Source organism: Sediminispirochaeta bajacaliforniensis DSM 16054 (genome assembly GCF_000378205.1).
Lineage (GTDB): Bacteria > Spirochaetota > Spirochaetia > DSM-16054 > Sediminispirochaetaceae > Sediminispirochaeta > Sediminispirochaeta bajacaliforniensis.
Genome location: NZ_KB899422.1, coordinates 12,635 through 32,337, shown reverse-complemented (window position 1 = coordinate 32,337; position 19,703 = coordinate 12,635). Strand labels below are relative to the sequence as shown.

The window sequence follows — 19,703 nt, the reverse complement described above, 5'->3', positions numbered from 1 at the left end:
CATAAGACTCCTCAGGGAAACATGGCGTAGTTTGTCAGTCCCATCGTTTCGGGAAGGGAACTGATGATATTCATATTTTGGATAGCCTGACCTGCGGCTCCCTTTACAAGATTATCGATGACTCCGATGACCATCAGCAAACCAGTTCTTTCGTCATAATGAAAACCGATGTCACAACGATTACTCCCTCTGACCCATCGGGTTTCCGGTAAACCTTCGGCCTTACCGAGGATTTTGACAAATGGCTCATCGGCATAAAAGGTCCGGTACAACTCCTCTATGCGAAGCGCCTCGGCCTTGCCGTTCGGCCTGCAATAGGCTGTGACCAGAATCCCCCGATTCATCGGGACAAGGTGCGGGGTGAATTGTACGGTCACCTGTGTGCCGGCAAGTAGAGAAAGTTCCTGTTCGATCTCCGGGGTATGGCGATGCGTTCCCACTTTGTATGCTTTCAGGCTCTCGTTACATTCTGGAAAGTGAAAGGCCTCTCCCGGACTTCTTCCCGCCCCTGAGACCCCCGATTTTGCATCGACAACAATGGGCATGCTGAGATCTATTTCCCCTTCGGCAAGGAGGGGAGCCAATGAAAGTATCGAACAGGTTGTGTAACAACCGGGATTTGCTACCAAACGGGCAGGGGCAATGGCCTTCCGATGCAATTCACACAGTCCGTAAACGGCACTGTCGAATACCGGTCCTCCCGGATGGTCGAGATGATACCATAAACGATATGCATCCAGAGATCGAAGTCTGAAGTCGGCACCGAGATCAATGACTTTTGATTTCTGCAGAATTTCGTTATCAACGGCGCCTGCTGCAATACCGTGAGGAAGGGCAAGGAAAATGATGTCGGCTTCCTCGGCAGCATCACGAAGATTACTTGCACGAAATCGATAACGATCGGAATCGGCCATGGAGCGGAAAGAATCCGAAAGGGATTTTCCTTCCAGAGAACGGGAACCAAGATAAACAATTTCCGCTTCCGGATGGTGGTAGAGGAGCCTTACCAGTTCCTGACCGGCATACCCGGAAGCTCCAATTACTGCGGCTTTTACCATTGGATGTGCTCCTTAGATGCGAAATGATGAATAAAGATACAGTAATTTCGCATATTATTGCAATACCATAGGTAAAAAGCATCGTTGACATCGTTTAACAAAGCATTATACACTATCATATAATCGAAAAAGCGAAAAGGAAACGTGGTGTCAACCCTTAAAGATATTGCGAAAAACGCCGGGGTCAGCGTCTGCACCGTCTCACGTTATATAAATCGGAAGATTAAGGTAAAGGCCGATACGGCGAAAAAGATCGACCACGCCATTGAGCATTTGCATTATATTCCAAACAACGCTGCAAAGACTCTGAAAACAAATTTCTCTTCCAATGTTGCACTCTTGATTCCCACCCTTGCAAACCTGCTCTTTGCGGAAAGTGCTCACGAAATCGAAACGGTCTTTCGTCAGAACGGTTTTTCGGTTTTTATTTATGGCTTTGAAAACGACATCAGGCGTGAAAAGGCGGTCATACCCCGCCTGATCGAAAATCGTGTTGCAGGAGTACTCTTTAATACCCTTCCTTCAAACTACGAGGATTTTCTCCATCTTCGGTCTTTGGACAGAAACGGTATCCCGTATGTTTTCCTCAATCGAATGTTTTCTCCCATACCGATTCCTTCGGTCTATGTCGATTATTACAAAGCCGCTTACGATGCAACCGGCTACCTTATCGAAAGCGGTAGGAAACAGGTTGCCATTATGCTCGGCCGTTTGCGGCAGCCTCAATCCCATATCAACTACCTGGGCTACACATCGGCATTGCGTGAAAGAGGGCGTGATTTCTCTTCCCATACCATTTTCGAGTGTGATTACGATTCCAATCAGATCCCCGCTCTTGTGGAAAGGGCCCTTGCCGAAAAGATCGACGCATTTTATTGTCTTACGGATTTGATAGCTATCCATGTCATACATGCCCTGCGCGCCTTAGGGCGAAGAGTTCCGGATGACGTTGCGGTTATCGGGGCGGGAAATACCGCATTTGCAACATTGATGGATCCGCAACTGACCACTGTTGATCTAAAGAACCGCTTATTGGGACGTTCCGGTGCCCAGCTGCTTCTTGACATCATAAAAAAGTGCGACCATCAACAAACGCTTATTCTTGAACCCAATCTTATTTTTCGGGGCACTGCCTAAGCGATTTCCCTCGGCAAGGTCACAATAAACTTTGCCCCCCTTGTATACCTCGTATCGAGATGTATCGTTCCTTTATGGCGCTCCACAATACTTCTGACAATCGATAGGCCAAGCCCCGTTCCCTCCTCACGGGTGGAAAAGGCGTTATCGAAAATTTGATCAGCATAGCGCTTAGGAACCCCGGGGCCGTCATCGCAGACACCTATCGTTATGGTGTCATCATCCCCGGATAACTCGATGAGGAGCTCACCCATGTTATTCATTGCCTGTCGTGCATTTACAAAGAGATTCATGAAAAGCTGAAAGAGGAGATCGGGATAGCCGGCAAGAAATGGATCAAATCCGGAGGGAGACTTTGTTGTCCGTTTGACCGTTGATGCACGGAAAGCCAGTTGATCGGCGGCCTCCAGTACATCACGGATGTTGATCTTAGTCTGCATGTCTTCTTTTACTCTTGTATGCTGCAGAACTGTTCGAACAAGCCGTTTCCCCTTTTCGTATGCATATAATGCGGCATCCAAGGCTTCTTTTACTTCCGCTTCATCATTGGGGAGCGTATGGCGGGCAATATCCAAATTCCCTTCTATTGCCGTGAAGATGTTGTTTAGATCATGAGCAACGGTTCCTGCAAGAAAGCCCAGCGATTCCATGCGCTGCATCTTCATTACCTGCCGCTCTAAGTTGATCCTTGAGGATATATCATCAACACAGAACAGAATAAGCTCCCTATCTCCAATGGACAGTTTCTCCGCGGAAAATTTAGTCTCTATGGGAAAGGCATCGTGATGGAGCAGGGCGACCATCATGTTTCGAACGGTTTTGCCTTGATTTAGAATTTTGAAAACAGCCCGGCGATCACTATCGTGGACCCATATGGGGAAGTCGGTAATCTTCCTTGCTTCCGAAACGCTCCGGTCATAGCCGAAAATAGCCAAAAGGGCGTCGTTGACCTCGATGATGCGATAATCTTCGCTATCGACAATAATCATTCCGATAGGGCTTAGGTAGAAGGCCTTGGTAAATAGAATCTCCGAATAATGAAGCTGCTCGGCCGTCTCCTTTCTCAGTTTGATTTCCTGCAAAAGCCGTTCGTCTATCTGCTTATCCTTAAAGACGACGATTCGTCCAATCTCGTCTTTCCTTTCCGTATAGACAATCGTACTGGTTGCCTCAACGGGAACGGCATTTCCCTCTTTTCGAAACAACAGAAGGGGAGTAGTACCACTGCAAATCGGCTCAGATAAAAATGTATCGATCGAGACATCCGAAAGTTGCGACGGGGAATATCCGGTAAGTTTTGAGAAGGCGGGATTTGAGAAAACAATATGCAAGTTTTTGTCCAAGAGGAGGACACTTTCATGAATGGTTTCGATGAGGCTGGCAGCGCTGTTTTGCGGAGTGGGAATCATCATATTAAACTTTGTGACGCCTATCGCTATACCGATAACCCAAATGGTCATAAAAATAGGGACAAGGGGGGGGAGCCTAAAGATACCCAATATGGGAAGAATCGTTCCCGTAGCCGTTGAAAGAAGAACCGCCGGCAGAAAGGTAAAGAGTGTGATACCGGCCTGTTGACACTTTTCCGTACTTTTGCAGCTTTTAAACCATCTCAATAGAATAATGAGAGATATAAGTATGGCCAAAGAGTAATGGATGATGTTGCAGATATACCAGAAGGAGGTGCGATCATAGATGATGGTCCATCCCCAGGGACCTCTTACAAAATTCTTGATAATTAACTTTGTGTGCTGCGTGGCAAAAAGAAGAATGAACCCCGGCAGGTAGAGAAGTATATGTCGAAAACGGAGAGAGAAGTTTTTCCTGGTCAGGGAGAGGAAAAAATGCACCAAGACCGGAGGAAACAAAAACCAGGCAAATGAAAAACTGTTGTACCAGAAAAAAACTTTGGCCTCAGAAGGGGCCGCAATGGCAAAAGATGCGGCGAAGGCCCACATCGAAAGGAAAAGAGACAACAATAAAAAATGTTGAGTTACTCCTCCTTCCTTGTTCTTTGCAAAGGTATACACACCCGCTCCGAGATAGATTAAAGCAGAAACAAAGGTAAGAACGGGTATACACTCCATGCTACTCTTTGTTCAGTTCCATCTTCATGATCTTTTGATGAATACCTCCCGGAATGCGTTCAAGAGCAAAGGGTTCTCCGCCCGGTCCAGGATGGTCTGCAATAAAGCGGTTTATCTTCTGCAGATCATCAGAGGTCAGTCGGAGTTCCGCACTCTTCCGATTGGAGGCAACATGGGTGTCGTTTCGTGTTCCGACAATTGCGGCCTTCACTCCTTTTCGACTAAGAACCCATGAGGTGGCAATATTAGCAATAGAAACCTGCTCGGCATCGGCTATCGCATGCATAAGGGAGAGCAGTTCCTGAAAAGCATCCCATCCTCCGAATTCATCAATAATAAGGCGGTATTTTATAAGAGATCTATTCTCGAGGTTTTCCCCATAACCGGGATCCCGCTTTCCAAGCCACTTGTCGGTGAGAAACCCTCCTGCCAGGGTTCCATAGCAGAGCAGTGCGATATTCTGTTCAAGACAGTAAGATATCATGCCGTGTTCCGGCCGTCTGTCGAGAAGTGAATACTGTGTCTGGTTGCTGACGATGGATATTCCGTTGTCACACAAGTCACGAAGATGTTCCGTGTCGAAATTGGTGGTACCAAGCTGTCTGATCTTCCCTTCCTTCGCAAGGTTCATAAGATAGCGGGCAGCCTCGACATAGCCAGGAACTTCCCAATCCCACCAGTGAAATTGTACAAGATCAAGGTAGTCGGTTCCTATTCGTGAAAGGCTTCGTTCAACAATTGAACGGATATAGCTCTCATCCACCTGGGGAAGTATTGACTTGTCGGGAACAAACTTGGTGTGAAAACGCAAATCCTCCCTTCGGTGCTGGGGCGAGGCAGATAGATACATGGAAAGGAGCTTTCCGAAGAGTTCCTCGACACCTGTATAAATATCGGCGCCGTCAAAGCTTGTAAACCCGGCATCAATGAGCTTGAGAAAGGCCTCAATCGCCTGGTTATTCTTTTCCGCATAATCGGGACTGTGGCCGGCAGAAAGCTGCCAGGCACCGTTTATCAGGACAGGAAGTTTCCCCAGAGAATGCTTATTCATGTTTGTCCTCCATCGGTACAACGGTACATTGATTGTGGGTAAAGGTCCGTTTTCCCGTGCGTACGATACGAAAGCGCGCTCCGCAATTCGGGTCGGGGCAGGCAATTTCGTCATCTGTCGTCATCCAGTCTGCGGCGTGGGTATAACGCTGTTTTGCCGGCAACAAGGGTAAGAGCGCAGCCAAAGCGTAAAGGCTGAAACGGCTTCCCCCGGGAAAGACAAGATCCTCACCTTCGACAAAAAATGCCGTGCCGAGTCGATGGTTACAAACCATTGGTTGGTTTCCCTCTACCACGTCGATACGAAGGTCATATAAAGTAAATTGATCAGAATTGTCTTTCATGAAGATGAGAGTACGCTGGAGAAATATGGTTGTCAAGATCATGGTACCATATGCTACGGTTCCAGTAGTGTTCGAATTGCCGAAAGAAGAACGGTATTACTCACCGGCTTTTCAAATGTCTCATCGGCACCGAAGGCCTTTGCCAGCTTTAAATAGTTATCGGGACCGATCTTTCCCCCGCCGGAGATCGCAATAACAGGAAGATGGGGATACACTTTGCGTAACTGTATGAGCGTCTCAATGCCCTCCTGATCAGGCATGACGATGTCAAGGATGACAAGGTTGGGCTTCTGGCTGTGTAATAGCTTCCATCCGCTTTTTCCGTTATCGGCCTGAATAACCATAAACTCTTTTTCTGTCAGAAACATGGTGAGCATTGCACGATATGAGTCGTTGTCGTCAATAACTAAGATAGTGCTCATCTTTTCCTCCTATGACATAAATCCTCTCAGGGTCTGCAGAAGATCTCCCGAAGAGACGGGTTTAGATAAAATAATACCTTGCCCAAGATCACGGATAACCGACTCAGGAATGCTTTCTTCGTTTCCGGTGATAAAGATAAATGATATGGCGGGATCGTATTTACGTAAGCGATAGGCGAGTTCTGTCCCCGTCATTGTCGGCATCGACTGGTCGGTAATGACTGTTGCATAGGTTTGCGGCGGTACAGATAAGAATCGCTTTAGGGCCTCGGTAGATTTTGTTTCTGAATCGACAGAGATTCCCGAACTTGAAAGTAATTCCTGCAGATAATTGACGATGGAGGGTTCATCATCAATTATCAAAATTTTCTGATCCGTTCGGATATTACTTAAGGTGTTATTAGGCTCCTCATCGGTGATATTGTTCTCATCATCGCCGTGCGATAGGGGAAGAAGAATAGTGAAACATGTCCCCTCACCGGGTTTACTGGCGACATCGATACTCCCCTTATACTTTTCTACGATACCGTGAACGACCGATAGGCCCAAGCCTGTTCCCTCGTTTACATCTTTTGTCGTAAAGTAGGGCAGAAAGATCCTTTTCATCGTTTCTGGAGTGATACCGACCCCCGTATCTTGCACCTGCAACCTACAGAAACTCTCTATGCTGTCGAGACTGACCCGAAGGGTGCCAGGTTTCTTTTTCATTGCATATGACGCATTGGTACAAAGATTGAGAATGATCTGGTGAATATGAGATATGTTGGCAAAAATATGATGTCCGGACTCGATGTGAGCCTTCAGTTCGACGGTCGACGGTATGGTCGCTCTGATCATCTTTAATGCTTCTTTAACGATCGGGGCCGGATCAATTATATCTCTCTTACCTTCTTCCATGCGGCTAAAGGTAAGAATCTGCTTAATCAGCTCCTTTGCACGGTCGGAGGAACGGATAATTTCAGAAAAATAGCGATGGAAACGGGGTTTGCCCTCACTATTGCTCAGTCCCATTTCGGCATAGCCATAGATTACCGCAAGGATATTGTTAAAATCATGCGCTATACCTCCGGCAAGGGTACCGATGGCATGAATCCGTTCGGTTTGCTGTAGCTTCCCCTCAAGTTGCTTCAATTCGGTAAGATCTCGGCCATTCCAGAGAAGCAACTCTTCATCATTTACTTGTATGGATTTCAGGCTCCAATGGATGGTACGCTCTTTCCCTTCGGCATCTGTCATGCTGCATTCCGTAGAAGGGCTATGCGCTCCCAAACGCATCTTCAGCAAATATTGAATAAAATTCTCATGTTTCTCCCACATCGCCAGTGTATCGATTTTCTGTCCTACCGCTTCATCAATCATCAGGCCGAACATAGCCAGATATGAGTAGTTTATTTCGCGGATAATAAGTTTGTCGTCGGTAATCACCACGGGGTCGGGACTAAAGCGGAAAACCTGACTGAATTTTGCCTCACTCTCCTGTAATTTTCGTTCGAAATACTCGTTTTCCCGCCTGGCCCTGTATTCTTCCAGTTCCCTCCGTATAACGGGAGCCAGACGGGAAAGCTGATCCTTCATGACGTAATCCCTGGCTCCTTTTCTCATCAACCGTACGGCATTTTCTTCTCCTACTCTTCCAGAGACCGTGATAAAAGGGATATCGAGGTGTCGTGTGTTGAAAATTTCAAGAATTTCAAATCCGTTGGTATCGATCAGCTGAAAATCACTGACAACAATGTCATATTTTTTTTGATCGATGAAAGCTGAAAACTCTTTTGCACTCACGGCTCGAGTAATTTCCAGCTCAAATTCTTCCCGCTGTAAGACCCTCTGAAAAAGTTCTGCGTCTTCATCGGAATCTTCTACCAGCAACACACGAAGCAATTCGTTCATACCATATCCCTTTCATTTTTTTGGAGAGGAATGGAAAGAAAGAAGGTACTGCCTTCACCGGGATGTGAATTGGCCCAGATAATGCCATTGTGTCGTAATAGTATCCTTCGTACGGTGGCAAGCCCAATACCCGTGCCGGGATAATCGCTATCGTTATGTAAACGAGTGAATGGTTGAAAAAGGCGATCGCTTTTATCCATATCAAAACCGATACCATTATCCGTAATCTTTAAAAGGTAGGAGTTTTCGTTTTGCTGTCCCGTTATCATGATTTTCGGATTTTGTGTTTTACTTGTATATTTGATGGCGTTGGAGATCAGATTTTTAAGCGCAATTCTGAACATCTCTTCATCAAGCCGTAGCGTATTGCTCTCTTCGACATCTATATTTATTTCCACTTCGGCATGTGCCATCTCTTGTTCCTCTGCAGCGACCGATCGGATAAGTGTATTCATCGAAACAGAGGCGATCCTAAGATTTTGGTCGGAAATACGAGATAGAACACTCAACTCGTCAATAATAGTCTGCATTCTGGCCACACTTGCCTTTATTTTGTTGAGGTACTGCTTCCCCTTTGGAGGAAGGTAATCTCCATAATCCTCTTCAAGCGCATTGGAAAAACCTGCAATATGGCGAAGAGGCGCTTTCAAATCGTGCGAAACCGTATAACCGAAAGCACGCAGTTCCCTATTTGCTTCATCCAGGAGCCTGGTCCTTTCCGTTACCGCTCTCTCCAACTCCAGCTCAAAATTTTTTCTGATGGTCTCTAACTGCTTTTCCTTTGTGACATCTTTTATATGTTCAACAATATATTGGACATTATTGTGATCATCAAAAACAGGAAAAGCAGTTATCTCTTCTATTTTCCCTTGATCGGTATTGTTTCGTATTTTACGAAGCTCCTTTCCATCCTTGAAAATTTCATGGATATCACAATCCGCACACGCCGTCTCATTGCCAAAGAGAGCCGCATGGCAGGTCGACTCGATTCCATTTGGCAAATGGTCGAGTGCCAAGTTTGAAAAGATAATTTGATGATCCTTGTCCATTACCAACATGATATCGTTGATTGTATTATACGAAGATTCAAGAAGCTTTCTCAAAGAAAGCAGGGCCTTCTCTTTCTTTTCAAGTTCGGCTTCCCTTTCTGTGATATCTTGAAAGAGCACGATCCCAAACGGTATGGTTTCATCAATCTTTATCGGTTCAATGCGGATTTCGTAGGTATGTTCTTGGTGGCTGACTTGTAGACGCGAAGGCTGATCATCGAAAACGGCCTTGAATGGCGGTTCTATTTTTCTCATCAGGTCGATATCGAAAATTTCGCTTACCGTTTTTCCTATGAAATCCTCAATCGAATTCACATTCGTGGCAACAGGCGATCCGCCGGCAATGCAGTATCGTAAGGAGCTATCGAACAAACCCATACTACCGTTCGGATAATGCGACAATAGAAGCTCAAGCAATAAGGCCTTGTCGTCCGATTGAGAAAAAGAATTGCACTTTCTCAATCTATGCATTAATATCTCCAAATAAAACAATTTCTTTATTTAACTCTAAATAATAATGACGTATAATGAAAGATACAGGGGTATAAAAATGAGAGTAAAGCATCAACTTTTGAGAAGAAATCTTGAAAATGTATACTATTGTATAGTTACTTTTTGTTGAAAAAAATATGAGAATTTAACTATGTCAATTAATCGAATGTACACGGCTCATAGTATAGATGGCCAGCAAGATCTTTTTATTTACAGAAATCAACAGGAATATCTTCGATTTCTGGAGCAGCTCTTTTACGAGGCCATTTTCCAAAAAGATGCGAAAATTATCTACTACGGTCCAGAGAAGGCCTGTAATGTTATGCAGAGCATTCTTTCATTTTGGAATTTTCATGAAAAGAAACAACATATAGTAGCTAGAATGGTGCCCCAGGAAGAGTTTCTCGATGAAAATTATCTCTTCGATAGAGAATCCTTCCTATCGTCCTTAAGCGAGAGCCTGCAAAATCATCCATCGCAGATGATGTATAGCTGTATCGATTTGAATTTCCCCATCCTGACACTTGGGAGTGAAACCGAGATAGAGGATTTTATCCTTACCCTTGATGCACAATCCGAAGAGCTTGCGACCGTTGCCTTTCGAACCATCTTCTTTGAATTCTGTGGTAACGAGATAAAACGGAAACGGCTCATACAACATCATCGGAGGGTCTTCTTCTCCAATGAAACCGATCCCTTTATTGCTATTTGCAAGAAATGGAACGAAGAAATTGAAAAGGCCAAAAGCGGTATGATCGAATTGTTGGCTTCGGAACAGTTCTATGCAGAGACATATCTCATAGACCTCTTGGAGCATTCTGAGAAAACACTTGCCGAAAAAGAGCATATCGATAATGTTGCCACGCCTTCACTTTTTCAGGAATGTGCATGGATCATTGATGAAGCGGGAATTATACGCTTCTTGTCGGCGAGTATCGAAGATATTACCGGTAGAAAAGCCTCTTGTTATGTTGGAAAAAACATTCTTCATGTGACCCTGGAGATAAACAAAAAGCCCATGGAAGAACTCTTTCGGCATATACAAGCGAAGTTTAAGCAGACTAATGCCGAATTTGTTCAAGCGAGCGGCCGATTTTTCGTAAAGGGGGGAGAGCGTCGCCTCCTGGATTTCGCCGTTGTTCCGATCAGATTGGCGACAAGAAACCTCGGTTATCTCGGTGTCGTTCGTGTGGACAATGATGCGAATTTCGACGAGCAGAGCACCTTTGAGGAAATGGCAAAACTAAACGATAGGCAAAAAGAAATCCTTGATTACCTTGTCGAGGGGTTTCCAACCCGGGCAATCAGTTCCAAATTGAATTTGGCAGAAATTACGATAAAAAAACACCTCAGCGGAATTTATAAGAAATTCGGTGTCAGCAACAGAAACGAGCTTATGGCCGAATTGCTGACACGTACAAAGGGATACGATCCCGAACATGAGAGGAGGGCCGAACTGTAGTCGTCTCCCTTCAAAGGTTTGCCCCAGCTTGTTTTGCGGCTGGGGTCTGTACCGTTACCTTAGCACATTGTCCCATGCCTGCTGCGCGAAGTCGTCCAGCTCGCCATGATGAACGTAGCTGAATCGGCCGTCGTAGGGGGTGGGGTCACGATTTACCAAAATAGAAGGAATTCGCGGCGCATAATCCAGGGCAAAACTTGAAACGGGTTGTACCGTAAGTGATGTGCCCAAAACCAGTAAAAGATCCACTTTGGGGCGACGATAAAAGAGGCTCATAAAGGATTCAGGCAGACTTTCTCCGAAAAACACCACATCGGGTTTGATAATCCCTCCGCACTGACAATGTGGGATTTTACCTTTCAGAAGCGGACCTGAGAAATCTTTATATTCAAATCGCTTTCCGCAGGAAAGACAACGCCCTGTGCGATACGATCCATGGCATTCAATGACATGCTTTGAACCAGCCTTTTCATGGAGCATATCAATATTCTGCGTTACCAATATGCCAATCTTACCCTTCGCCTCCAATTCCACCAGAAAATGATGGCACGGGGTCGGTTCAATATCTGCAAGTAAAAGCTCGGCGGAAAGCCGAAAAAAGGGGGCAGGATTCTTATGGAAATATGCTATATCGAATATAGCCTCGGGATAAGGAAGGTTATATCTTTCTACTGCAACAGAATAGAGCCCTCCGGGACTTCGGAAGTCAATAATACCGGCGCTTGTACTGATACCTGCTCCGGTGACCACCAGAATATTTCCCGACTCTTTTAATAGTTTTATAAGGTCGGGATTAAGCGTCTTGTTTTGTGACATCTATACGACCTTTTTAAAAAGATACAATTATTATATTCCAGGGGCATAAGGTGCACAATAGGTGTAATATAGAAGTCGTATCGGATTTATTGGAGTGCATGAATACTGCAACCAAAAGCATGATGAAATCTTTACTATGGAAATTCAAGTGCTATGCATCAGGGAAACCATGTGTAGGTGATATAAACTCAGGAACTAAGGCCTTCTCCTTTTTATCTTTTTCGTCTATGCGGTTTGTAGCTTTTCTGAGCACCCTCTCCATGTTTAGATACACGGGGAATCCCGGTAAACTGTTTTGCTCATAGTTAAGAGGTCTGAAATTAGCTATATACACGATGTTCTCAGAAATTTTTTGATTCGCCTTGTTCGCATAAAAAGAAAGTTCTTTCAAAAGCCATTCAGAGGAAATAATGAAAGCCGGAAGAGATGATATTGATTCAAAAAATTCCGGTGAAATAACATTGTTAATAGGTGAGAATTGAATAATGTTAATGGAATTTGTCATTTTTGCTTTTTCAAGCGCGTCGATATATCCTGCCGAAAATAAAGTGTTGTTTTCGGTATCCTTGGTTGGCCCAACAATACATGAGATGTTAGTAAATCCCTTGCTGATTAAATAGTCCGTTGCCATATAGCCGGCCTTTCTCAGATCAGGTTGAATGGAATTAGGCAGGAACGAATCATTGACGAGTCCAAGAGGAACCACAGGTATCTTCACATCAGCTACAAGTTGTATGAAACGTTTAGATGTATCCTTGGAAAGTAGTGAAGGATCAAACACAATGCCGTCTATGTGATATTTGGTAAAACGTTTTATATATTCAGCTTCGTTTTCTAAACAAGTATAAATTGAGGCAAAGAGAGAAAAATAACCAATTTTCCTGCAGCAGGTTTCGATCCTGGGATATATCCCTGGTGTATAAAGAGAAGTATATGAAGAAACTACAAAACCAATCGTATAATATTTTGTAGGTTTTTCTAAATAAGTTGCCTTCCTTGAGTTTGAACCAGAATAATTCAGTTCTGCAGCCACGTCTGTAATCAAGCGAGTTGTTTTTTCCGAAATACGATTCTCCTTAGCTTTATTGTTTAGAACTAGAGACACTGTAGTAATTGACAATCCGCTTCTTTTCGCTACGTCTTTTATCGTTACGCCCATTTTTGGTGTTTATCTCCAATATTTATGCATTTTTTGAAACATTATCATTAATTACAATCCTGAAATATCCATCTCAAGGCATCGGGAAATCTTCTCCCAAAGTAATAGTTAGTGTGCTTGTCTTCGGGGAAAACATGATAGGCAATCTGACTATCAGTATACCCGAGTTTTGAAAGTTCTTGAGTTATCATAGTATTTCCTTCCACAAATTCTTTTGGTTTAGTGATACGTCCCTGATCTTTTGTCCCAACATCCAGATAAATATACTCAATCTCGGACACGACAGTTTCAAAGCAAGGCTTTAGAAGATCATACCAATAGTAAAAAGCCCCACTTATTGAAATCATTCGACTAAAAACAAATGGATATTTTAATAAAGCGTAGAGACTTATGACTGAACCAGTGCTGTTGCCACAAATACCTGTATATTTAGCTTCAGGGATGGTCCGATAGCGATTATCGATCCAGGGCTTCAAATCATTTACAATCCAATCAAGATATTCCTTTCCTCTTCCGTGAACATCAGAAGGAAAGGTGCTGCCTTTTTTTACCTCGAAATGTTTAGAGAATGGCGTATATAAAGTCGTTCGTTTGTTATTAGTTTGGGGAGAATCAATAGCAACAATAATCACCTTCGGAAGAAACTTCTCATTTGTTTTGCAATATTCCTCGAATTTCCAGCTATAACCATCTACGGAGGTTTCATCCTGGAAAATATTCTGGCCATCATGGGCATAAAGCACTGGATATTGATTATTACAAGTTTCATAATTTTTCGGAGTCATCACACGAAAGGTCATTACATTGTTAAGAGAAACAGCCTGTGTATTATAGACTTCCAGCATTACTAACCCGGCCTCCTCATAATTGCTTAAAGGATTTCCTGTACGCCTGGTAAAATGTCTGACAGGATGGATGGCAACATTATGATGTTATGCATCTAACAAGAAAGGAACGGTATATTCTGTATTCTGCTAAATGAAAATACGACTAACCATACCAATCTCTTCAATATATATGATAGATCTGTTTTTTTAGCTGTCAAGTTTTTACTAAAATACTTTTAGCACGATAAAAAGTGTTATGCCAATAAGGCTGTTACAATGGTATATAGGCGTAAAAATACACATTTCAACATTTATATTTGGTAATATTTTATAAAAATTGTCTTTATATGCTATAGTGTTCTTATTTTATATCATTATAATATAAGCATTTATAATAATATTTTCATTATAAAAAGAAAATTTTCATGAAAAAACTTGACTACATGAAAAAGTGACCATAGAATGATTCAATATTTCACAAGGAGAAGTGCGTATGAAGAAAGCTCTTTTAGTTTTGCTCATGGTAATTGGCATATTTGGGGTAAGTATCAGTTCTTTATTTGCAAATGGACAAAATGAAAGTCCCTCTGCCGACAATGATGTCACTGTTGAAACTTCTGTGCCGATGGCAGGAGGAAGTCTAAGGCTCGTATGGCAGCCGATGAATACTCTTGATGTGCATTGGACTGGCTCAGATCCTGTCTGGCAGCTTGGTTATCATATTTTTGAGACCGTTCTTGCTTTAGACGAAAAAAGCCAACCAATTCCGAACCTCTGCTCCTGGGAATACCAGGATGGACAGACGACTTTGATTCTCCACGTACGCCAAGGTGTCCTTTTCCAGGACGGCACGGAGATGAAAGCTGAAGATGTGAATGCATCCTTAAAACGTTGGTTAAGTAAATCGTCGTTTGCAAAGCTGGCTTTCCAAAATTTGAAAGGTCTTGAGGTGGTAGACGAATATACTATCAAAATGACCTTATCTCAGCCCTCTCCTACGGCCCTGACTGCATTGGCTTTTCAAGATCAAGGACCGTATGTGATGCCGAAGTATATTTTGGACGAAGCGGGTAATTCCTCGGTCAAGAAATATATTGGGACAGGTCCTTATAAGCTGGCAGAATGGAGTCCGGATAGGTATATCAAACTTGAAAGATTCGAAGATTACTGTGGTCTTGATGGAGAGCCGAAAGGCTATGGCGGTGCCAAGAAACAGTATCTTGATTCCATGTACTGGGTAGTCGTAAAGGATGCGATGACCCAGATCCAGGCATTAACTAGTGGCGATTGTGAAGTCGGCGTCTACAGTGCTACACAGTTGGATCAGTTCAAGGGATACGATAATCTCGTAATTGAGCCTACTGGCGAGAGGGCCAGTATGTCTATTACATTTAACCTCAAGCAGGGAATCATGGCCAACATCAATATGAGAAGGGCTGTGTTATCGGCTTTAGACATGAATCAGGTCATGTATGCCGCTTGCGGTGGCAAGGAAGAATTTTATGATTGTAATCCTGGTTGGGGTCCTGAGGGCACCATATGGGAAAACAATATAGGATCCGATGTGTACAATAAGCAGGATTTGCAGAAGGTTGAGCAATATCTTAATGCGGCAGGATATAAAGGCGAACCAATCGTATTCTATGGAAATAATTCTACCGATTCCGACAAGAATGCAGCAATGGTTGTCGCCGAACAGCTGAAGCATGCCGGTATGAATATTGATCTTAGAATTGTCGACTGGGCGACCTTGACACAAGTTAGAACGGACCCTACCGCATACAACATGTGGTGCAACGGCTATACAATAAAGCCCGATCCTGCCCTTATAGCATTTGTAGGAAATAGCTGGCCAGGTTGGTGGAATACCGATACCAAGAATTCCCTACTAAAAAATCTGATGACAGAGGCAAATCAGGAGAAAAGGGTCGAGGCATGGCATGCATTCTGTAACCTTATTTGGGAGGAACTTCCAGTTGTAAAAATTGGTGATTTCAATACTGCCATTGTTTACGACAAGCATGTTAAGGGAATTCCTGTTTCTGCTCCATGGAGACGATTTTACTGGAATGCGTGGTTGACTAAATAACTTTCAAGAATACATACCGGTTTGGATATGTTCTCGACCGGTACGTATTCTTAAAATAAGGGAGTCTATATTGATTATATATATCGCGAGAAGGACGAAGATATCATGAGAAGAATAATAGGTCTTCTCATGGTGCTACTAATCGTAGGGGCACTTGTATTTACAATTGTCAGATTGATTCCCGGGGACCCTGCAAGTGTTATGCTGGGACCTGAAGCCACTCCTGAAAGCATAGATGAATTGCGAACAACAATGGGGTTGGATAAACCATTTCTAATGCAGATGCTCAATTGGTTCGCAAAGGCTATACATGGAGATTTTGGCAATTCCTATTTCTATGATATGTCGGTGACCAAGCTTATCATCAGCAGAATGGAGCCGACTTTATTACTAATGTCCATGGGGTTGCTTGTTTCCATTCTTTTGGGAATCCCAATGGGAATACTCTCAGCTATCAATCACAATACTTTTTTAGATAGACTTTTTATTTTATTGGCAATGGTCGGTATTTCTGTCCCAAATTTTTGGTTAGGCCTGATGCTTATTTTGGTTTTTGCACAGAACCTACATATTTTCCCAGTGTTAGGTTATAAGCTGATTAGCGAATCCGGGTTCTGGACCTCTATATATTATTTGATACTTCCGGCTTTTGCACTTGGATTGCAATTAGCTTCCGAAACCGCAAGATTGACAAGATCAAGCATGCTGGAGGTCCTGAGATCTGACTATATCAGGACAGCCAAGTCCAAGGGTGTTAGCAAGTTTTTGTTGGTTATGAAGCATGCCTTCAAGAATGCCATGATTCCAACAGTGACAGGTATAGGTCTGAATGTAGCGAGGCTGGCAGGCGGTGCGGTCGTTACCGAGGCTGTTTTTAACATTCCAGGAGCTGGGAATCTTATTGTCACAGCCATCTCCCGAAGGGATTACAGTCTAATACAAGGCCATATCATGTATGTAGCATTAATGTTCGTTCTTGTGAATTTGATCATAGATATTCTATATAAATTGTTGGATCCACGAGTTACTTATTCTTAAATCGAAAGGGCAGCATGATGAGAAAAATCAAAAAGCGATATTATCAGATAATCATAGGCAGTGTAATATCTGCGCTTATTTTAGTGATAGCTGTTTTCGGTCCCGTTTTTGTCAAAACTGACCCCTTGAAAATGGATGTGATGAATAGGTTGGCCAAGCCCTGTGCGATCCATTGGTTTGGTACCGACTCTTTCGGAAGAGATTTATTTTCCAGGATAGTTTTTGGTGCAAGAATCTCCTTGGAAATAGGAATAACGACCATGGGTGTCAGTTGTCTTCTTGGAGTTGGTCTTGGTCTACTGGCCGGATACTATAAACGGTTGGATTCGATTCTAATGAGAATCATGGATGCTACGCTAGCTTTCCCTTCAATTCTTCTTGCAATGGTCCTAGTTGCAACATTGGGTTCTGGCATCCCCAATATTATTGCCGCATTGGCAATTACAAATATTCCGAAGGTGGCACGAATGACTCGTGGTGTTACGTTAAGTGTGAAAGAGATGGATCACGTTGAGGCAGCCTATGCGATTGGGGTCGGTGATTTACGAATCATGGTTCGACACATTTTACCATTGTGTCTTTCCTCAATTATTGTTGTATTGACTTCGATTTTAGCTAGTACGGTTCTTGCAGAAGCTAGCTTAACCTTCCTTGGTGTCGGTTTGCAGCCAGATATTCCCAGCTGGGGGAATATTATTAATGAAGGTCGAATGTTTCTTTCACAGGCTCCTTGGCTAACCATAATTCCCGGCTTATGTATCATGATTACGGTCTTGTCATTCAATATGGTGGGCGATGCGCTCAGGGATTTGCTTGATCCTCGATTAAGAGAAAATTAAGGAATTTGGAATGGATAAGGTTCTAGAAATACAAGACTTGCAAGTTGATTTTGTTTCCGAAACCCGACGTCTTCATGCCTTGCGGGGGATAACTTTTCATATTGAGAAAGGAGAAACGCTTGGGCTAGTAGGGGAGTCTGGTTGTGGAAAAAGTCTTACGGCTCTCAGTGTTATGCAGCTCATTCCAACGCCACCGGGAGAAATTTGTGGCGGTAGTATTATGTTTCGAGGTAGAAATTTACTGGAATTTTCGGAAAAAGAAATGCGTGCTGTCCGAGGCAATAAAATCTCAATGATTTTCCAGGAACCCATGACCAGTTTGAATCCCGTATTTACCGTCGGGAACCAGTTGATTGAAGTAATACATCTTCATATGAACAAAACACGATCGGAAGCTGAAGAGCTTGCTGCCGACATGCTTGCTACAGTCGGTATGTCCGATGTACGGAAGCGCTTGAAAGAATATCCACATGAACTTTCTGGGGGATTGAGACAACGAGTTATGATAGCCATGGCCCTTTTATGTCAGCCAGAAATCCTTATTGCTGATGAACCTACAACGGCTCTTGATGTCACTATACAGGCCCAGATCATAGACCTTATGGAAAATCTCAAAATGCAGTTTGGTACTTCCGTCTTAATGATTACTCACGATCTTGGTGTCATTGCGGAAAGTTGCTCACGAGTAGCCGTTATGTATGCCGGAGTTATTATCGAGATGGCCAATGTAAATGAGTTATTTAAAAATCCGTTGCATCCCTACACAAGGGGACTCTTAAGCTCCATCCCTTCACTAGGAAAGAGAGCCAGACTTACTACCATCAAAGGGATGGTTCCTGATTTATCGGATATGCCTAAGGGGTGTGCTTTTTTCCCTCGATGTGAATACGGATGTGATAAATGTCTTGAGGAAAGACCCTATTTGAAGAAATCAAACAATCACTATGTAGCCTGTTGGAGGCCTATGGATGAATGATACCATTTTGGAACTTAAGGACATTTCCAAATTTTTTGCCATAAAAGGAGGACTTTTCAAATGTTCGTCCGAATACCTCAAGGCTGTTAATAGAGTGAATTTAAGCATTCGACGCGGTGAATCCCTTGGTCTTGTGGGAGAATCTGGTTGTGGAAAGACTACTTTAGCAAAAATTATTCTGAATCTCTATAAGCCTACATCAGGAAAAATCTTTTATGACGGAGAGGATATCACAGATCTTTCCAAGAAAGAGCAGATGCACCTTAGAACTAAGATCCAAATAGTTTTTCAGGACCCGTTCTCTTCTCTCAATCCAAGAATGAATATCGGGGATATCATAGGAGAACCCCTGCTTATTCATTCCCACATGGATAGAAAAGAACGGATGTGTGCAGTTCATGAAGTAATGGACAGAGTCGGACTGAATACGAAACACTGCAAGCGATATCCTCATGAGTTTTCAGGAGGACAACGACAGCGCATAATGATTGCTAAGGCTTTGATTTTGAAACCAGAAATTCTGGTCTGTGATGAAGCCGTTTCCGCTTTAGATGTTTCGATTCAATCACAAATTCTTAATTTGCTTATAGATCTAAAAAAGGAATTAAATTTAACACTGGTGTTCATTTCTCATAATCTGACGGTTGTCGATTATATTTGTGATCGAATAGTTGTCATGTATCTGGGGAAAATTGTCGAGATAGCCATACGTGATGAATTGTATGCCAATCCGATGCATCCTTATGTGACAGCTTTGCTTTCTGCTATTCCCATTGCAGACCCTACACATACAAGTAAGCGAATTATTCTTCAGGGAGAAGTGCCTAGTCCTGTAAATCCTCCTCGTGGTTGTGCCTTCAGAAATCGTTGCTGGAATGGAGATGAATCATGTCTGGAAATGCCTGAATTAATTGAAGTGAGACCAGACCATTTTGTTGCATGCAGAAAAATTAGGTAGAGGGAATCTA

General features: G+C 43.2%; 17 protein-coding genes. 7 read left to right on the top strand and 10 right to left on the bottom strand.

Annotation, left to right across the window (positions count from 1 at the left end):
- Nucleotides 1-11: 11 nt before the first annotated feature.
- Entirely contained in the window at nucleotides 12-1,058 is a 1,047-nt protein-coding gene (gene argC / locus F459_RS0115860; protein WP_020613698.1) for an N-acetyl-gamma-glutamyl-phosphate reductase, read from the bottom strand.
- Between the two features lie 147 nt (nucleotides 1,059-1,205).
- On the opposite strand from argC, the gene F459_RS0115855 reads away from it, so the two are divergent.
- Nucleotides 1,206-2,195 (top strand): LacI family DNA-binding transcriptional regulator, encoded by a 990-nt coding sequence (locus tag F459_RS0115855; protein ID WP_020613697.1) that lies wholly within the window; start codon nucleotides 1,206-1,208, stop codon nucleotides 2,193-2,195.
- Here the strand turns inward: F459_RS0115855 and F459_RS0115850 are convergent.
- From F459_RS0115850 to F459_RS0115825, 6 genes are read right to left on the bottom strand one after another with little or no spacing between them, the layout of a single operon-like run.
- Nucleotides 2,192-4,282: a PAS domain-containing sensor histidine kinase gene (locus F459_RS0115850; protein WP_020613696.1), complete on the bottom strand. Its 2,091-nt coding sequence runs from the start codon at nucleotides 4,280-4,282 to the stop codon at nucleotides 2,192-2,194. The two genes, F459_RS0115855 and F459_RS0115850, sit on opposite strands and share 4 nt — an antisense overlap.
- A 1-nt stretch (nucleotide 4,283) precedes the next feature.
- Nucleotides 4,284-5,333, bottom strand: coding sequence for an aldo/keto reductase (locus F459_RS0115845; RefSeq protein ID WP_020613695.1), 1,050 nt, complete (start codon nucleotides 5,331-5,333; stop codon nucleotides 4,284-4,286).
- Complete coding sequence (locus F459_RS0115840; RefSeq protein WP_026295067.1) at nucleotides 5,326-5,676, bottom strand: TIGR04076 family protein; 351 nt, start codon at nucleotides 5,674-5,676, stop codon at nucleotides 5,326-5,328. The genes F459_RS0115845 and F459_RS0115840 overlap by 8 nt, the downstream gene beginning before the upstream one ends.
- 53 nt (nucleotides 5,677-5,729) lie before the next feature.
- Nucleotides 5,730-6,098, bottom strand: coding sequence for a response regulator (locus F459_RS0115835; protein ID WP_020613693.1), 369 nt, complete (start codon nucleotides 6,096-6,098; stop codon nucleotides 5,730-5,732).
- Nucleotides 6,099-6,107: 9 nt separating this feature from the next.
- The gene (locus F459_RS0115830; protein ID WP_020613692.1) at nucleotides 6,108-7,988 is read right to left on the bottom strand and encodes an ATP-binding response regulator; all 1,881 of its coding nucleotides are present in this window, start codon (nucleotides 7,986-7,988) and stop codon (nucleotides 6,108-6,110) included.
- Complete coding sequence (locus F459_RS0115825) at nucleotides 7,985-9,508, bottom strand: sensor histidine kinase (RefSeq protein ID WP_020613691.1); 1,524 nt, start codon at nucleotides 9,506-9,508, stop codon at nucleotides 7,985-7,987. Before F459_RS0115825 ends, F459_RS0115830 begins: the two co-directional genes overlap by 4 nt.
- A 172-nt stretch (nucleotides 9,509-9,680) precedes the next feature.
- Between F459_RS0115825 and F459_RS0115820 the strand changes: the two genes are divergently transcribed.
- Nucleotides 9,681-10,991: a helix-turn-helix transcriptional regulator gene (locus F459_RS0115820; RefSeq protein ID WP_033301908.1), complete on the top strand. Its 1,311-nt coding sequence runs from the start codon at nucleotides 9,681-9,683 to the stop codon at nucleotides 10,989-10,991.
- Between the two features lie 54 nt (nucleotides 10,992-11,045).
- Here F459_RS0115820 and F459_RS0115815 read toward each other — a convergent pair whose 3' ends face one another.
- The 3 genes from F459_RS0115815 to F459_RS0115805 form a co-directional block, all read right to left on the bottom strand.
- Nucleotides 11,046-11,807, bottom strand: coding sequence for an SIR2 family NAD-dependent protein deacylase (locus F459_RS0115815; protein ID WP_020613689.1), 762 nt, complete (start codon nucleotides 11,805-11,807; stop codon nucleotides 11,046-11,048).
- Between the two features lie 151 nt (nucleotides 11,808-11,958).
- A complete protein-coding gene (locus tag F459_RS0115810; RefSeq protein WP_070415631.1) occupies nucleotides 11,959-12,966 on the bottom strand; it encodes a LacI family DNA-binding transcriptional regulator in 1,008 nt (335 codons plus the stop codon).
- A 47-nt stretch (nucleotides 12,967-13,013) separates the two neighbouring features.
- Nucleotides 13,014-13,811, bottom strand: coding sequence for an alpha/beta hydrolase (locus F459_RS0115805; RefSeq protein WP_020613687.1), 798 nt, complete (start codon nucleotides 13,809-13,811; stop codon nucleotides 13,014-13,016).
- 475 nt (nucleotides 13,812-14,286) lie between these two features.
- On the opposite strand from F459_RS0115805, the gene F459_RS0115800 reads away from it, so the two are divergent.
- From F459_RS0115800 to F459_RS0115780, 5 genes are all read left to right on the top strand, one after another.
- Nucleotides 14,287-15,882, top strand: coding sequence for an ABC transporter substrate-binding protein (locus F459_RS0115800; protein ID WP_020613686.1), 1,596 nt, complete (start codon nucleotides 14,287-14,289; stop codon nucleotides 15,880-15,882).
- A gap of 105 nt (nucleotides 15,883-15,987) precedes the next feature.
- Complete coding sequence (locus F459_RS0115795; RefSeq protein WP_020613685.1) at nucleotides 15,988-16,920, top strand: ABC transporter permease; 933 nt, start codon at nucleotides 15,988-15,990, stop codon at nucleotides 16,918-16,920.
- A 17-nt stretch (nucleotides 16,921-16,937) separates the two neighbouring features.
- A complete protein-coding gene (locus F459_RS0115790) occupies nucleotides 16,938-17,759 on the top strand; it encodes an ABC transporter permease (protein ID WP_020613684.1) in 822 nt (273 codons plus the stop codon).
- A gap of 10 nt (nucleotides 17,760-17,769) precedes the next feature.
- The gene (locus tag F459_RS0115785) at nucleotides 17,770-18,735 is read left to right on the top strand and encodes an ABC transporter ATP-binding protein (RefSeq protein WP_020613683.1); all 966 of its coding nucleotides are present in this window, start codon (nucleotides 17,770-17,772) and stop codon (nucleotides 18,733-18,735) included.
- The gene (locus F459_RS0115780) at nucleotides 18,728-19,693 is read left to right on the top strand and encodes an ABC transporter ATP-binding protein (protein ID WP_020613682.1); all 966 of its coding nucleotides are present in this window, start codon (nucleotides 18,728-18,730) and stop codon (nucleotides 19,691-19,693) included. The genes F459_RS0115785 and F459_RS0115780 overlap by 8 nt, the downstream gene beginning before the upstream one ends.
- Nucleotides 19,694-19,703: the final 10 nt, after the last annotated feature.

Coding starts and splice junctions, on each gene's coding strand:
- F459_RS0115825 (WP_020613691.1), bottom strand. CDS start 9,508: ATGCATAGATTGAGAAAGTGCAATTCTTTTTCTCAATCGGACGACAAG.
- F459_RS0115815 (WP_020613689.1), bottom strand. CDS start 11,807: ATGTCACAAAACAAGACGCTTAATCCCGACCTTATAAAACTATTAAAA.
- F459_RS0115850 (WP_020613696.1), bottom strand. CDS start 4,282: ATGGAGTGTATACCCGTTCTTACCTTTGTTTCTGCTTTAATCTATCTC.
- F459_RS0115795 (WP_020613685.1), top strand. CDS start 15,988: ATGAGAAGAATAATAGGTCTTCTCATGGTGCTACTAATCGTAGGGGCA.
- argC (WP_020613698.1), bottom strand. CDS start 1,058: ATGGTAAAAGCCGCAGTAATTGGAGCTTCCGGGTATGCCGGTCAGGAA.
- F459_RS0115835 (WP_020613693.1), bottom strand. CDS start 6,098: ATGAGCACTATCTTAGTTATTGACGACAACGACTCATATCGTGCAATG.
- F459_RS0115840 (WP_026295067.1), bottom strand. CDS start 5,676: ATGAAAGACAATTCTGATCAATTTACTTTATATGACCTTCGTATCGAC.
- F459_RS0115780 (WP_020613682.1), top strand. CDS start 18,728: ATGAATGATACCATTTTGGAACTTAAGGACATTTCCAAATTTTTTGCC.
- F459_RS0115800 (WP_020613686.1), top strand. CDS start 14,287: ATGAAGAAAGCTCTTTTAGTTTTGCTCATGGTAATTGGCATATTTGGG.
- F459_RS0115820 (WP_033301908.1), top strand. CDS start 9,681: ATGTCAATTAATCGAATGTACACGGCTCATAGTATAGATGGCCAGCAA.
- F459_RS0115810 (WP_070415631.1), bottom strand. CDS start 12,966: ATGGGCGTAACGATAAAAGACGTAGCGAAAAGAAGCGGATTGTCAATT.
- F459_RS0115805 (WP_020613687.1), bottom strand. CDS start 13,811: ATGCTGGAAGTCTATAATACACAGGCTGTTTCTCTTAACAATGTAATG.
- F459_RS0115830 (WP_020613692.1), bottom strand. CDS start 7,988: ATGAACGAATTGCTTCGTGTGTTGCTGGTAGAAGATTCCGATGAAGAC.
- F459_RS0115785 (WP_020613683.1), top strand. CDS start 17,770: ATGGATAAGGTTCTAGAAATACAAGACTTGCAAGTTGATTTTGTTTCC.
- F459_RS0115790 (WP_020613684.1), top strand. CDS start 16,938: ATGAGAAAAATCAAAAAGCGATATTATCAGATAATCATAGGCAGTGTA.
- F459_RS0115845 (WP_020613695.1), bottom strand. CDS start 5,333: ATGAATAAGCATTCTCTGGGGAAACTTCCTGTCCTGATAAACGGTGCC.